The organism is Elizabethkingia miricola (assembly GCF_001675285.1).
GTDB classification, from domain to species: Bacteria; Bacteroidota; Bacteroidia; order Flavobacteriales; family Weeksellaceae; genus Elizabethkingia; species Elizabethkingia miricola.
In genome coordinates this window covers 87167-102976 of sequence record NZ_LSGQ01000007.1, presented here as the reverse complement: position 1 = coordinate 102976, position 15810 = coordinate 87167, and the positions used below count along the sequence as shown (strand labels likewise).

Genomic DNA, 15810 nt, shown 5'->3' with positions numbered 1-15810 from the left:
TAAATTCTATTTTTTTACTAACCCTGAATAAAAATGAACCAAGGGAAAGCTTAATGCCTCCATCGGTGCATAAGGAACATATTTTATAAAGCTACTCCATAGCCTTCTTTTGGTTCCCTCTCTCTTCCCTGAGCTTTCTTTCTGATACCTTTCGTCATGAAATCCAAAATTCCCGGATTTCCATATTTCTTCCATCATCCAGTCTGCAGATTTACTTATTTCTGTCGGAAAAGGTAAATATTCCTCGGGTAAACCTGTATATTTTACCAGAACGACATGTAGCAAATTAATCCATTTTATTATTTTCAGCTTTGTATATATTGCTTTCAAAGTATTGCCATCAACCTGACCATAATATGTTTTATATAATCTTGCAACATCACATAACTGCCTTATTCCGATCCCGAATGATAATAAATGCTTCAGAATATGTGCATTTACCTGCAACATCTGTAACAACGGTGAAGGCAATATCACCTCCTCTTTTTGTATATTAATTCTGATACTAAGATCTTTTTCCTGTTGTTGTAAATGCTGTAAATACCCTGACAAAAATGGATTATGTATGTCAAATAATTTCTGATGATGATCTATTTCGCAATCTCTCCAGAAATAGAAACTACTATATCCTGCGGTAGCATCTGTTACAATACCATATTTTGCAAGCAGCTTATCTGCTTTATAAAACTCATCAATTGTCCGGAAATACCAGTCAATATCTCCACAGACTCTTCTGCCAGGATTTTCATAACAAATGGCCAGACCTTGTCCTTTCAATAATGTTGGTTTTATATTTTCTTTTGAAAAGAAGGCGACCTGCTCGGCAAGAATATTATTCATCCACCGGTTTCTTTGTTCAATTTTCTCTACCCGTACCAACCATTTAATATGCAACTCGCGAGGTGGCAGAGAATCCAAACTCAGCATTTGTATCCCGTCAAACACAATACCTTCTACTGTTTGTTGTACAGAAATACGGAATAAAGCATCCCATTCGGCTTTAGACAAAGGAAAACAATCTATAGTATCTATAGATTTATTCCAGAGCCCTGCACGCAAAAGCGTGAAGAAAGCCTTAGCAACTTTATCCTCTAACATCATTATTAATCAGTTAACAATCCCTGTTTTTCAAAATCATGAACAAGTCTTTGAGCATCCTTTTCAGCTACAACATATTCAACATTATAATAATTTAATAATACTTCTGTTACAGTTTCAACATTAAACTCTTTACCCTGAAGTTCTTTCCATAAAAATGCAGCTGTCTCATTCAAAGTATATACTTTAGACATATCTACCATATCCTGTTCCGGATCGATGATAACGTATTCATCACCTAAATGTCGCAACATTAAATCCTCCCTTAATTTCATAATTTTATTTTATTCCAAATATTTTATTATAAACAGATCTGATTATACGCAATTTATACCAGATCTGACCTAATAATGTATTAATACTTAATTCCTTTTCGCCCCTGTATGCACTGACAACAACGGCCAATATATCCTTATCAGTGATTATTTCTACCTGTTGTATATTACCATCACCTGCAAGTGTGACGTTTTCTTTTTTAATTTTAACAACCCTATGTAATACATATGCATTATTAAAATATGCCAATACAATTTTCCCGTTAATTAAATCTTTTTCTTCAAACTTCTTTAATACAACCAAATCCCCGTTTTGCAAAAATGGTTCCATACTTTTCCCTGCTACAGGAATCTTCACCTTCTGACCGGCATTTAATCTTTCTTTTACCTGTTCAAAGAAAAGATCATTTGGAATTATTCTTTTACTAAGGATCTTTTTCTCCATACTTACTATATATTAAAAACTGAATCATTTGTTGATCAAATATACAATTTAATATAAATCGATAAAAGCCATCACTATTCAGCAACTAAAAAACAAAACTTTCCTAAAATTAAAAAAATAATTCAATAATAATTTATATTTATTACATTTAATACAATTATTATATTTTGTAAATATTTATCAACACATAAGTGCTTATTCTAATATTTCTCTATAAATATTTAAGCATTTTTCTGTCATTTTTTTTCGGGTAAAATACTCCTCATAACGATTCTTACTCCCTTCTGACAATTCATTTTTAAGATTTACATCTATACTTATACGTTTAATTGCATCTGCTAGTGCCATTTCATTTTCAGATTCTACTACCAGACCAGAAACCCCATCTTTATTAACCCAACTCACGCCTGATCCTGGTATATGTGCAGATATAACAGGTTTCCCGCAAGACATAGCTTCAATCTGTACAATAGCAAAAGCCTCTGTCTTCCATATGGAACTCAGGCAGAACATATCACATGCGTCAAAATAATAAGGTATATCATCATCTTCTACAAATCCTAAGAGCGTTACTTTTTCCTGAACTCCAAGCTCAGCAATTAGTTCAGTCAGGGAGTTCATTAACGGACCTTTCCCACCTATTATAATCTGGTAATTCTCATCAAGATGCTGAGCAGCTCTAATAAGGTATTCATATCCTTTATACTCTACAAGTCTACCTAATGAAAATATTACATGTTTATTTTTATACTTCTGTTTTAACGCCTCTGTTTTTTCTCTATTCCCAACTAAAGGTTCTACTCCAATCGGGATATAATCTATTTTATACTGTACTTTACTTAGAAAAGGAGATTCTTTAACATATACGGGTGTTGTCCCCACAATGACGTCTGCTCTTTTTATCAACCAGCTTTGTAAAGGCTTATAAAGCCGCAACAAGGTTTTTTGTTTCAGAATATCACTATGCCAATGAAGCACTACTTTTCCTTTAAAACCTGACATAAATAATGCAAGACTAGCCATAGGATCAGGGTGATGAACATGGATAATATCATAACTCTTGGCTATCTTCCGTAATCTGGTAATTACACCTGGTGCCAGCATTGTAGCTGCAAGTTTTATTTTTGTAGCTTCAACTATTAACCCTGCATATGAATTTACATTAATCATACCTGCCGGATAATCTTCTGTTGAAGCACAAAGCATATCACAATGTATTCCTTCTTCCGAAAGCCCCAACATCAGATCATACATTACTTTTTCTACTCCTCCGCGAATAGGATAAAATTTACCTAATTGTAATATTTTCATTTGATTATTACCTCCCATATTAGTCTTCAGATAAAAGTATTTGGAATAGTTCGCCCCAAGAATGAGTTACTGGCTCTTCCAGAACTTTCTTAGGTATTATATTCAAAGATGAAGTCTCTCCCTGTATTAACAATTTCATTTGCCCAGCTAACTCTTTGGGATCATTTGGGTTAAAAAAAGCAACCTGCTCGCTTCCTGCCGCTGTTTCCTGAGCATAAGAAAGATCTGCCAGCAACATTGGTTTATTAAATTTTGAGAATTCCGAAATAGGTAACCCCCATGTTTCTACTTTAGATGGAAAAACCAGGCAATCACATTTTTCGTATTGCTGAAAAAGAGATTTTCTATTTTGAAAACCAATCCATTGTATGGAGTTTACAACTTTACCATATCTCTTATAAAGCCAGATTGCATATTTATTCTCATTTCCGGAAAGTGTTATATTAACTTTAAAATTATTAATTCCCTCATTTTCCAAAATTTTAGCAGCATGGCAAAGACATTCAAAATTTTTATGGCTATTTGGTGAAGCTGCATATATAAATTCATAAACAGAATCTGTATTTTTTTTAATACTGACATTCATATCTTCACTCTTTGGAGCATCAGGTAATGCCACAATTATCTTATCAGATTTCAGTTTAAACAATTTTTTAAACTCATCTTTCAGCCATTGCTGCTGAACAATAACGAAAGTATTTTTATTAATATTCTTTTTATAAATGAACTTTGAGAATAAAGATAACAGTACTATTTGAGGAGCAAATAAGCATTCCCGCCACTTCCATTCATAAAATGGAAATGGATTATGACAATATACAGCTTGTTTTTCAGCAAGTACATTAGGTGTTGTGTCATGCAATGATAGCCACAAATCCACGGGAGCCAGTTCTTTGGATATTTTTTTCATACTGACATATTCGTACCATAAACGGTTAACCCATCTTTTTTTAGGCCATTGATCCTCGATATACTCAATATTTGGAAAATCTGCCAGTTCTTTTTTATAAACAATAGCAACCACTCTGTAATTCTTTTTCACAGAAAATTCAGAGAGAAAACTTAAACAATCCCTCAATATAGTAAGAGTTCCTCCCACATTTAAATTTACAGCTGAAACAACTATTGTTTTCATTATTTTTCTTTTACTATCTCTTCAAATAAATTAACCCAACGCTTCATAATCTTATCTTCGGAAAAATTATCGGACAACTCCACATTTATATCTCCCATTTTTTTGCGAAGCTCGTCATCTTCAATAAGCTTCAATATCTTTTCAGTCATCAATTGTGAATCCCTCTCTGGTATCAGGTAACCATTAATTCCATCATGAATAATATCTTTAGGACCACATTTACATGCATAAGCCACCATTGGTAAACCACAAGCCTGTGCCTCCAGTAAAGTCATAGGTAAGCCTTCATATCTGGAAGTCATCACCAGAATCGAACTGCTTAAATATTCCTGTTCTATATTTTTCACAGGTTCGCACAGCTTTATTACTTCTGTAAGATTCAGGTCATCAATTAAATTCTGTAAATCTTCTTTTAGTGGTCCATGACCAAAAATATCCAATCTCCATTCTGGGTTTTTCAGGTATACATCTCTCCATATTTTTATTAATTCATCAAATCCCTTCTGATAATCATAACGTCCAACAGCAATTGCCCTTTTGTATTCCAAAGAAGATTGTTTTGAGGGGATGAAACTATTTGCATTAGGAATAACATTAATATTTGAAAAATTTCCCCAATAGCCTTTATCTTCTTCTGTTAATACTACAAAACGGTCATACTGCTGCACAGATTTTTCATCTTTTTCACTCCTGATCTTATCTATAATCCCCCATATCCCACCGCGATCATATTGAATACGTTTAAATCGTGAGAAGTGGATCTCCAGAATCTTTTTGCTTCCGTCTTTTATATTGTGTATAAGATTTACATCGTTATCAAACATCGAGATCACAACATCAGCTTTAAGATCATGTAATACTTCTTTTAGTTTTTGCTTGTGCTTTTTTTGTTTTGAGATGTAGGAGAAAATCTTTTTAAAGACGCTTTTATTAAGATCATCACGATAGTTGATCCCCAGATCAATATGCTTAATTTTCGGATTCATCACAAAATAAGGACTTCTCCCTTTCTGATCGGTGGTTATAATGGTAACATCATATCCTTCATCTGCCAGATAATTTGCTTTATTAGCCAAAACACGCTCCATTCCTCCGGAATTAAATGTCCCCAGAATACTATATACTATCTTCATAAGAAATCTCCTCTTGTGTTGGAGTAATAAATTGATCTAAACAAAAGAATAATGCATAAATGAAGAAAATATCTGTTGCCACTTTAAGCCAAACAACGAAAGTAAGCCCTATAAAAATCAGAAACATTATTCTGTATTTGGGAATCTTGGCAGCGAAAAAAGCTCCTAAATAAACAAATAAGAATGCAAATACAGAAAAGCCCACCAATCCACAATATAATATAAAACGGCAATAGCCTACGTCTGTACTGTATATAAAATCATCAAACAACCCTGAACCAATAATCCATGTTCTCTGATCCTGAGGCCATATCCACATTTCTCTATTCAATTTATCTGTAGAACTAGTTCGCCACTCCCCCTTTTCTGCCCAGTTAAAAAAGCCTTCAAAAGCAAATCGTGAATAGTTATAAAATGCATCACTGGAATTATACAGATAAACAGAAATTACAATTGCTGACAATAATAATATTGCAAATAACACTCCCAATTTAATAGCATCATATTTAATTAATACTTTAAACAAACCTGAAGAAATTACAAAATATACTACAGCACAACCCAGTCCTATTATGGTTGTTCGTGAAATCATATTTCCAACTACTGCAATTGTAAAAAAAGCAATAAGTAACAAGGTTATTGCAAGATTATTTCGTCGAGTTTCTTCGTCATTCCCTAATAGCCCGGCAATCATTATCAAAACCAGTGAGAAGCGTACTCCAGCAGGATCTAAGGATGCACCGATACCATACAAACGATCTACCTCCTGAAGAAATTCCTGTCCCTGTCTTACAACACTGTCTACCAATCGCTGCAGAACAGGAATATTATCAATCATTAGTGCCAATATACATTGAGAAAGACATACACCAGCCAGATAATAGGTCAAAAGTTTAAAATCAACTACCCCATGTACTCTTTTTATAGTCATACATACAGCATAAGCACCTCCTAGCCATACAAAAAAACTGACAATATAACTTGCATAGGAGTAATCATCAGAATGATTAATATCTATTGAAATAAGACATATTATTGAAAATATAACAGCAATGCAAGCCGGAATTATAATCCCTTTAGGCATTGAAATCTTTTCTTCTTTTATACTATTATATCCGGCTAAAGCAACTCCTATTACCGCTAAGATCATTTTAGTATTGACATTATCCGGCAGGAATGTGAAGCTAACGGGAAAAAAATAAAAACTGGTAATAATTCCAACTATAAAATAAGGAATGAAACGCAACATATAATTATAATTATAATTTTCTTTCTATTTATATAAAACACCATAAATATAACGAATCACCAGATTATAATAGAGTTTTAAAATCCAGTATTGTTTCCTTAAGGCTAACCATTGTAAAACCCTTGTTCGCAATGGGAGATCTTTGTTTTTCATTATAAATTTATTTGCTTCAGGAAACCAATTTATCCAACATTCATAATTTTCTTTCTTGTCTGAAATCAGTAACGGTAGTTTAATATTTAATTTCAAAAAACTAATTCCATCTCCGATACTTTTAAAAAAGGAGCTTTTATGCAAATACTCCTCTACTTCATATAAATTGGCAGTTACTTCCCGACGGTGTTTTTCTGAATAGGTTTTGGTCAGAGAATCTTCATTTGACTGACCGTAATGATATAAGGCATCATTAACAAAAGCTACTTTGTTAGCATGAACAAATAATTTCATTATCACCATTAGGTCTTCCCCCATATTCATCCCCGGAATAAAGCGAATATTATAGTCTTCATATAAGGATCGCTTTACCATAAAAAGCCACAAATTCCAACGCATTTTTCCATGTAACATCTGTTGAATTGCTTCCAAGGAGTTATTAAATGGAGGCTGATTCATTCTTCTCTTATTTTGATTAAAGGACAGATACCAGCTGCATCCCACTATATCGGCATCATTCTCCTGTTGTTTTTTAACGAGTAATTCTATTGCTCTTTCATCAATAAAATCATCTGCGTCTACAAAGTAGATTAATTCACCTGTGGCATTTTGTAATCCAGTATTACGAGCTGCCGCAACCCCTTTGTTTTCTTCATGTGAAATAATCTTCATTACAAGCCCTTTACTATTGTCAGTAATCTTTTTCTCATACTGATAAAGAATATTTAGTGTATTATCCTGGCTGCAATCATTAATGAAAATTAACTCCAAATGTGGATAACTTTGGCTTATCAATGAATCTATTGACTTATATAATGTTTTTTCTGCATTATAAACAGGTATAATAACAGATATTATTTTTGACCTCATAGCGTTTTCATAATTGGTTTATTAATAACTCTGTTGCCTGTGCTCCATTGTAGAAAAGCGGGGAAAAGCCTTTTTATAATAATATATAATAACAAAGAAAGCATAAGACAAACTATCGGAATAATAAAATAACTTATCAGTATCGATTTATCAGAGCTTTTCCACATCATTCGTATAAAAAAACCATTAATCCAATTCATAAGGTATAATTCATGAATTACATAAATAAAAAATACAGTGGGGGCTAGTCTGGTAAAAATACTTTTCAAAAAACTTTTTTTAAGTATGAGATAACCGCAAAACAAAGCAGAACTCACTCCAAATATCACAAATATCCTAATCCATATTTCATATAAATCTTCTCCATTATATGTAATAACATAACCGAATAGAATTAAGGCAAAAAACATTATTATTTTCCCATTCTTCTGACTTAAATCAACAATATTATATTTATAAATTCCAAAAAAGGCACCTGCACCAAAAAAGAATATCGCGGTCATACTAAATCCTGAAAAACCCAATTCGTAGCAGGATAAGTAAATCAAGACTAAAATAAAGAGTCCAATAGTTTTTAAATAATAAAATAAATAATAAAATAAGGGAGCCAGGATTGTCATACAAATTAAATCCCGCATATACCATAGCGGAAAATTAATGGGACCACCCCAAAACCACTCGTAGCAAGAAGTGCTGTTCAGATAAATCCAGAATTCATCATATGACAGACCTATCTTATGAAAAAGATAATTTTTAATTAATATTATTACAATAAATAATGTATTCCACAAAAAATAGGGAATCACTAATGTCCGTACTCTTTTTTTCAGTTGATTTAAATAATTGTTTCTGGAAAAATCACTTAGGCTAAGAAAAAAGAAATAGCCTGAAAAGAGAAAAAAACAAGGCACAGCAATACGCCCTAAATTATGCGAAATCATCTCACTAAATAAGATATACAGACTTTTGCTGTCTGCACCTAAATGCACTTTCTGAATTTCAGGAGCTGCTGAATGAATAAAAATAACCAAGACAATCAATGGAAATCTCAAAACATCAATAGCCTTAAGCTGTTCTTTATTCTTTATACTATTTATATGTTTCATCCTGACAAATCGTACTTAGTATCTTATCCACCACTTCTAAATTTTTACTATTAAATTTTCTTGCAAATAGAAATTCTGATTGCATTAAACTTTCGTAGTCCTTATTTTCCCAATCATATAATACACCATCTCTCCAACCAATCATCCGCATACACCCTAAGCCCTCATTTTCAGAATTAAAAAGATTATTTTTAAAATCTGAGCTCCAACATAAAGTTTGCAGAAACACCTCATCACTGCAAAATGTATTTTTATAAATGTTTAATACTTTTGTTTTTCTCTCTACTACATATTTTATAAAATCTTCTGTAAGGCTTACCCATTGGGTACCTTTTTTAAATGTAATCGATTTATTTCTTCTGTAACCGATGATGTACTGTATTTTTAACCCTCCAAATCTTATCAATTTTTTAGTAAAAGATAAAACTCCTGAAACAGGTCTGAAATCTTTCGGAAATAAATGAATCCTATTTATTTTTCTATCTAATTCTTCATTTATAGGATATTGATAAAATCCAATAAATTCTTTTCCTCTATGCATATCAAAAAATGCATGAATTCTGTTTTGAGACTTTAAAGGCATATCAACTCCGGATAATAGATGGTAATAATCATACCCACCTTTCTTTAAAGCTTCCTCGAACAATAAATATTCTGCTTCTATAACTGATACATCTCCCCAGCGGACATCTATTCTATTTTCTACTATGTACAAATCAGAGTAAACAGCTTCCAGCTTGGGTAAATCCTTAACTTTCTCGTCAAAATGTATATAAATATCATTCCTGGGATCATCAATAGCCTTTATTAAACGTTCTAATATCGGATATTCATTGTGTGCTAAAATAAGGTAAGCATGCTTCATGATTCCGTCTTTATATATTGTAAAATTCTCTGTACAACTTTAAGATCTGTTTGGCTGAATTTTCTTGCAAACAAATATTCCGAATGTATTAAAAATTCATAATCTGTATCTTTTAATACTCTTGGACTGCTGTCTAAAAATTCATTAAATAATAGCCTCTTATCATCTATCATTTTATATTCAGCTGTTTTATTCTCAAGTAAGTAAGGCACAAAATATTCATCTCCACAAAAAGACCACTTAAATTCATTTAATATTCTTTTTTTCTCTTCAATTATATATTTAACAGCCTTTGGTGTAAGACTTACCCAATTATTAGCCTTAATACTAGCTTTCGGTATTGGCTTTTTAATTATCTGAAAAACAGATTCAAATTTTAATGATGCCCGCCAAAAAAACTGAGACAATGTCCTTTTAATAGTAGAACTACTCTTATAATTCTTCAGAAAAAAATGATAACGCCCTAGCTTCATGGTTACTTCATAATTATTAGTATAAATAAAGCTTAAAATCTCTCTATCATTATACTCTTCAAAGAATTCATGAATTGCTTTTTGACTTTTTAAAGGCATATGTGTTCCCGAGATAAGGTGATATCTAGAATAAACATCTTTTTTATATGCTTTTTCAAATAGTTCATATTCTGTTTCTATTTGCGATACATGCCCCCATCGTACATCAATTCTCTTATCTAAAATATACAACCCGGAGTATTTACAATTTAAAACAGGAATTTTCTCTACAATTTTTTTATCAAAATGTATATAGATATCGTTGCATGGATCATCTAAAGCCTGCAACAAAAGCTTCAATACTTCAAACTCATGATGAACAATAATTAAATAAGCATGCTTCATTTTCACTTAACTAGATTAATATTGGTCTTATCTTGTACAAAAGTCATAAACTCTTCTATGTTTATATCTTTGTAGGTTAGTTTATGTATGTTACTTTGTTTTAATGCTTCTTCATAAGTAATATATTTACAGCCTCCACTCAATTTCGTTTGAATAATATGAGGAATAGTGTCACTAACCACAGGACAGACTTCATTGATATATTCTCTTGCCGTCAATTGTTTATATAGTATCTGGAAGAAAAAATAATCCAATATATCGTTTTGGGTTTTCCAGTAATATAACATTAGATCTAACAATGCAGATACCATAACACTTCCTTTTTTAGCAAAGAAAATGCTGTTTAGCATACATACTTTAAACCCCTTATTCCACCCCCAATAATAGGCATATACATTTTCCCAATAATCTTTATGCTGCTCATTTGGATCTCTTTGGTAAACAAAATAATCTAACGAACTAAATTGTCCGGGTAGACTTCCGGTAAGCATCACTGTAGCATCAAGCCATACACCTCCATAAGTTTTTAATAATGCCAGCCTTAATACATCCGAAAAAAAAGTTCGGTTAAAAACAGGTCCATTCTTTTTTTCTAAAACAAATTCAGGTAAATCGATATACTCACTAAAGTTTTCGTCATTTAATCTAATTACAATATAATCTCCTTTATATTGATCCACAGAATCAAAACAGATTTTCACAACCTCGGGAAGCTCGGGTGAGTTTGTTCCTTGTCCCCAATATTGCCATATAATTTTGCTATCGCGAAACTCCTGTTTAGCTGTTATATTATATTTCGCTATTTTACCGTGCTTATAATCATCAATAACAACATCCCAATAGTCAGCTACCTGTTGATGCTTATCCAAAATTTTCTTCTCTCGCCAAAACGCCCAAAGTTGCTTTAGTAAAGGAAATTGCGATATTTTTCTCATGGTATTTATGGTTTTGACACTATTGAGTATTCCTTTTTAATTTACGATAAACTGATTGTAGAGATGTTATAAATAAATTACCTAAAACAGTATTGGATAATTTATGTAAAACAAATATTTTTCTATTAATAACCCATTCACTTTTTATTTCCTCTGGCAAATGTTCGTAATATTCCCACCAAACGTTAAATCCTATAGTAAAGCTATTCCAGGGTTTAGTTCCTGTATAATGTATTGTTCCATGCTGCTGAACTTCCCGCCAGTTTTCTTCTGAATAGTATTTAAGAAAATATTCTTTATACTGTGGTAAAAAAAAAGTACGTATACCATTATAGTAAGGGGGGAGACCTAAGATGTACCCCTTACATAATTGATTAAGGACATCCTGATCCGGAAACTGAAGACCTTCAACTCTGGCACCCTCTAAAAATTTGGCTACCATATTTTCTTTTCTTAGTTTTTCTAAATTCATAATTAGAAATCCGGAATTAATATATTGTCCGGGTTCACAGCCTATAGACATTATATAAGGAATCTGAAAATCCAGGCTGGCCTCAAATACAGCCGCCAGGTAATTGTTTCCTAAATCTGTTTCCTGATAAAGCTTGTATAAATTATTTCTGACAATAACATCACAATCTATATACATTACTTTATCGTATTCAGGTAATAAATCTGGAAGTAATAAACGATATGAAGCAGCAATAGTATACCGATCATCAATATAAATTCCCTGAAGTTTACCATTCAGATCAATATAAGAATATCGAATACGACCATTTCCCAGTCGTTGTAATTTATCTTTCATCTGCTGAGGCAATTCCTCAGTCAATAAACAAATTACATGGAAATTTTCTGTTTCAGCAGAATGTTTTAAAATTGAATATAAACAGGTTGCTGCCGGAACAAAATAGTTCGGAGTAAAAGCTAAAACAATAGGAACTTCTGATAATAACATTGAAATCAAAAAATTATATATAATATCTTATAATGGCGAATTAGCGCATGACTTTATCTTTTATATATCTGAAAATCATTATAAACCTATCTTTTTTACTTATAAGTTCACATTTTTTTATAGCAGACAGCTCCGAAAAAGGCAAATATTTAATAACTAAGTTATAATAATCGTATTTACATTTTGGATATAACGAATCCCACTGAATTCTATCATAACAAAACTTATCTATTGCATTGGATGGAACATTATAATTTAAATTTTTCAACCATGTAAACAATAAGGTTATAGCTTCCAGCTTTTCCTTAAGCCTTCCTTTATTACTAGACAAATGAATAGAAGATATCCGAAATTTAAACAACATATCTGCCGTGTTGGCTATTCCATTTTCTGCCATATCAATAGTAGAAGCTGTATCAGATCCAAATGCAAACGGAAAATCAATAAATTGTTTTTTCTCCAATACACTTGCTTTAAACATGTAATTTCCAATACAAGTAAATGCCGTTGAGTTTAACCAATAATAAACATATTGATATTTACTGCAATATTCAGGTAATATTCCATCTATACCAATTAAAACATTGTTTTCATCTATCTGTTCTGCTCCTGATCTTATAAGATCTACCTGTGGATATTTATTTGCAAGCGCAACACAATTTTTCAAAAAGTCCGGATGATACAGGTCATCATCTGCCGCTAGGATTAAATATTCACCTTTGGCATATTTTATAGAATGATTCCATTGTTTAACAAGGCTGTCTCCGCCCAAGTTTTTTTCATTGCGATAATAACTAATTCTTGAATCATCAAAACTTGAAACCACTTCCAATATATTTTCAGGAGAAGCATCATCAACAATAACTAATTCAAAATCAGAATAACTCTGTTTCAATATACTATCTATGGCCTGGCTTAGAAACCTAGCTTTATAGGCCGGCAATATAAAAGATACCATCATTACTGGGCTATTTATTTTTTGATATAATTTTAGCAGGAATACCTACAATAGTTACATTTTCCTCAAACACAGATTTTGTCACAATAGATCCTGCTCCTATCCTAACACCGTCAGCTATTGTTATTCCTCCCAGAATCTGTGCTCCTTGTCCAATATCCACATTATCACCAATAATTGGCGAATCATCCGGCAATATTCCTTTGCTACCTATACAACAATTTCCATGTATCGTACAATTTTTCCCAATCTTAGATTTAGGATTAACTATAATAGACCCATAGTGGTATATTTTTAATCCTGGTCCAAAACAGCCTGCGGGAATAAAAAAACCAAGTTGGCGGCCTAAAATATTTTTTCTCCTTTGATAATAATATTTTAATATTTTATTAGGATTATGAAAGGTATAATATTCTTCCTTTCTCAAAGTTTTCACAAATTTTCGCAGCCAATATTGCTCTGTTTTCAATAAAAAATCTACCAAAAATCCTTTTGAGAACTTTGGATAGTAATCCATACGATCTAATTTGATATAACTTTTTATATTCATTTTTAAAATATTAACAGCGATTAAGTTTAAGCTTTATAAATTCTATTTTAACCAAAATCATTTCTTCTCTTTTGAAGCATTGTATAGAAATTATAATTTATTTTTTTCATAAGCAAAAGCAATTTTGCATGAATTGGCAATGAGTTTTTAATTAAAATAGTTCTTATACCCATTTCCTTCCAATAGGGATTATCATTCTTAACAGCCTGCATAAGGCAGCGGTAAAGAATTTCCCCGTTTATTTCATAAACAGCTTTAGTCATTTTTTTTTCTAAAAAATATTTTCTTCTCAAAGAAAAAGCTTCTAATTTATTAAGCATGGCCTTTTCCTTACTAGCCGAAGACATGATGCTTTCTTCCCTTTTTCTGTAATAATATAACTCTGCTTCTACAAAAGATATAAAATCACATTGATCCAAAATCTCATGGATTACAAATTCATCTTCGTGAACTTTTGCTTTTGGAAACCTTACGTTATTCCATAAACTGCTTTTATATAATTTACTACAAGCAATAACAGATGCCGGATAGTGATACTGAAGTAATTCCGACAACATTCTTTGAGATGAAATAATATCCAGACTCTTTATCTCAACCGGATTATAAGTAATAATTTCATTATCAGAAAATTCTTTAAACAGGCAGAAAGAAAGATCTGCGTCTCCTATATTTGCGTATAGAATTTGTATAAAATCAGGATCAATAATATCATCACTATCAACAAAAGATATAAATTCACCTGTAGCTACTGAAAGTCCCATATTTCTAGCATCTGACAAACCTCCGTTAGCTTTATGAATAACCTTAATACGTTTATCTTTTTGGGCATACTCATCGCAGATTTCTCCACTACGATCAAGAGATCCATCATTAACTAAAATAATTTCTAAATTATTAAATGACTGAGCAATTATAGAATCTATACACTCATGAATAAATTCCTCAACCTTATAAACAGGTACTATTACAGATATCAAGGGATTACTCATTATTCCCATATTTAGTCACTGAATTTTAATAATTTATTTAAAACTTTAAGCCCTAAAGGGGGCAAATAAGAGATATAACGAGATTCCAGTATCTTATTTTTAAAAGGATACTTTTTATACTCTTCTAAAACTTCTTCATTTAATTTATTATTCTTTATTAATTCCATGATGATATAATAACGAATAATATCTTTTGCCACTCCATTTTTATCAAACATTATTTTCAAAACTATATCTTCTCGTTTTATTCTCTCAGCTTTTAATTTTGAAATATTAGAACTATGTAAACGATAATATGATAACTTTTCAGGTATATACGCTATTTTATATAACTGGCTAACCTTAAGCCATCTGTAATAATCATCCACAATAAATCGTTCATCATATGCGCCCGTTTTCACAAGTACTGATTTGCGAATTACAACTGTTAATGCTGCTATTCTGTTGCTTATAACTAACCAATTATAAAATGTCTCTGACTCTTGGAAATATAAAGAGTTATAATCTGCAATATCTTCAACAATATCAGAATTTTCATTAATCGAGTATGTATCTGTATAGACCATTCCATACTGATCTCCTAGTTCTTCAAGTTTAGCAATGCTCTTCTCTATAGCTTCATCATGCAAAAAATCATCTGCTGCGATAATCTTAATATATTTACCCTCAGCCAGACTTATACACTCATTTAATACTGTAGATACCCCCGTATTCTGAGAATGAAAATTTAACTTTGCAGTATAATTATTTTCAGTTAGCCAACGGTTAATAACAGTTACACTATTATCCGATGATGCATCGTCTGCAACAATCAGTTCTATATTAGTATAAGTTTGGGCTTTTATACTATTTAGATTTTCCTCTAAGTATTTTTCATGATTGAAGCTGACAACAATAATACTTATCAAAGGGTTGTTATCCAT

17 protein-coding genes are annotated in these 15810 nt (G+C 31.6%); all 17 read right to left on the bottom strand.

Translation table 11 applies throughout. The features are described from left to right. Positions 1-6 precede the first annotated feature (6 nt). Entirely contained in the window at positions 7-1101 is a 1095-nt protein-coding gene (locus tag ATE49_RS08705; RefSeq protein WP_065081854.1) for a nucleotidyltransferase domain-containing protein, read from the bottom strand. A 2-nt stretch (positions 1102-1103) separates the two neighbouring features. Beyond that, positions 1104-1373, bottom strand: coding sequence for a PqqD family protein (locus ATE49_RS08700; RefSeq protein ID WP_065081853.1), 270 nt, complete (start codon positions 1371-1373; stop codon positions 1104-1106). A gap of 4 nt (positions 1374-1377) precedes the next feature. Next, entirely contained in the window at positions 1378-1818 is a 441-nt protein-coding gene (locus ATE49_RS08695) for a S24/S26 family peptidase (protein WP_065081852.1), read from the bottom strand. Between the two features lie 195 nt (positions 1819-2013). After that, entirely contained in the window at positions 2014-3129 is a 1116-nt protein-coding gene (locus ATE49_RS08690; protein WP_065082008.1) for a glycosyltransferase, read from the bottom strand. A gap of 19 nt (positions 3130-3148) precedes the next feature. Continuing rightward, the gene (locus tag ATE49_RS08685; protein ID WP_233174423.1) at positions 3149-4264 is read right to left on the bottom strand and encodes a glycosyltransferase family 4 protein; all 1116 of its coding nucleotides are present in this window, start codon (positions 4262-4264) and stop codon (positions 3149-3151) included. Continuing rightward, positions 4264-5397 carry a glycosyltransferase family 4 protein gene (locus tag ATE49_RS08680; RefSeq protein WP_065081850.1) on the bottom strand — a complete coding sequence of 378 codons (1134 nt, stop codon included), beginning with the start codon at positions 5395-5397 and terminating at the stop codon, positions 4264-4266. Before ATE49_RS08680 ends, ATE49_RS08685 begins: the two co-directional genes overlap by 1 nt. Further along, a complete protein-coding gene (locus ATE49_RS08675) occupies positions 5381-6646 on the bottom strand; it encodes a hypothetical protein (protein ID WP_065081849.1) in 1266 nt (421 codons plus the stop codon). Before ATE49_RS08675 ends, ATE49_RS08680 begins: the two co-directional genes overlap by 17 nt. Before the next feature lie 24 nt (positions 6647-6670). Continuing rightward, the gene (locus ATE49_RS08670) at positions 6671-7669 is read right to left on the bottom strand and encodes a glycosyltransferase family 2 protein (protein WP_065081848.1); all 999 of its coding nucleotides are present in this window, start codon (positions 7667-7669) and stop codon (positions 6671-6673) included. Beyond that, positions 7666-8775 carry an acyltransferase family protein gene (locus tag ATE49_RS08665; RefSeq protein ID WP_034845582.1) on the bottom strand — a complete coding sequence of 370 codons (1110 nt, stop codon included), beginning with the start codon at positions 8773-8775 and terminating at the stop codon, positions 7666-7668. Before ATE49_RS08665 ends, ATE49_RS08670 begins: the two co-directional genes overlap by 4 nt. Continuing rightward, positions 8759-9640, bottom strand: coding sequence for a beta-1,6-N-acetylglucosaminyltransferase (locus ATE49_RS08660; protein WP_065081847.1), 882 nt, complete (start codon positions 9638-9640; stop codon positions 8759-8761). The genes ATE49_RS08665 and ATE49_RS08660 overlap by 17 nt, the downstream gene beginning before the upstream one ends. Then, a complete protein-coding gene (locus tag ATE49_RS08655) occupies positions 9637-10497 on the bottom strand; it encodes a beta-1,6-N-acetylglucosaminyltransferase (RefSeq protein ID WP_065082007.1) in 861 nt (286 codons plus the stop codon). Before ATE49_RS08655 ends, ATE49_RS08660 begins: the two co-directional genes overlap by 4 nt. Before the next feature lie 2 nt (positions 10498-10499). Next, on the bottom strand, positions 10500-11432 hold the full coding sequence (locus ATE49_RS08650) for a capsular polysaccharide synthesis protein (RefSeq protein ID WP_065081846.1): 933 nt from the start codon (positions 11430-11432) through the stop codon (positions 10500-10502). A gap of 19 nt (positions 11433-11451) precedes the next feature. Next, complete coding sequence (locus ATE49_RS08645) at positions 11452-12390, bottom strand: glycosyltransferase family 8 protein (RefSeq protein WP_065081845.1); 939 nt, start codon at positions 12388-12390, stop codon at positions 11452-11454. A gap of 40 nt (positions 12391-12430) precedes the next feature. Beyond that, positions 12431-13351 (bottom strand): glycosyltransferase family 2 protein, encoded by a 921-nt coding sequence (locus ATE49_RS08640; protein WP_081278443.1) that lies wholly within the window; start codon positions 13349-13351, stop codon positions 12431-12433. A gap of 7 nt (positions 13352-13358) precedes the next feature. Beyond that, a complete protein-coding gene (locus ATE49_RS08635; protein ID WP_260256072.1) occupies positions 13359-13865 on the bottom strand; it encodes a serine O-acetyltransferase in 507 nt (168 codons plus the stop codon). 80 nt (positions 13866-13945) lie between these two features. Next, entirely contained in the window at positions 13946-14896 is a 951-nt protein-coding gene (locus ATE49_RS08630; RefSeq protein WP_065081842.1) for a glycosyltransferase family 2 protein, read from the bottom strand. A gap of 2 nt (positions 14897-14898) precedes the next feature. Then, entirely contained in the window at positions 14899-15810 is a 912-nt protein-coding gene (locus tag ATE49_RS08625; protein WP_065081841.1) for a glycosyltransferase family 2 protein, read from the bottom strand.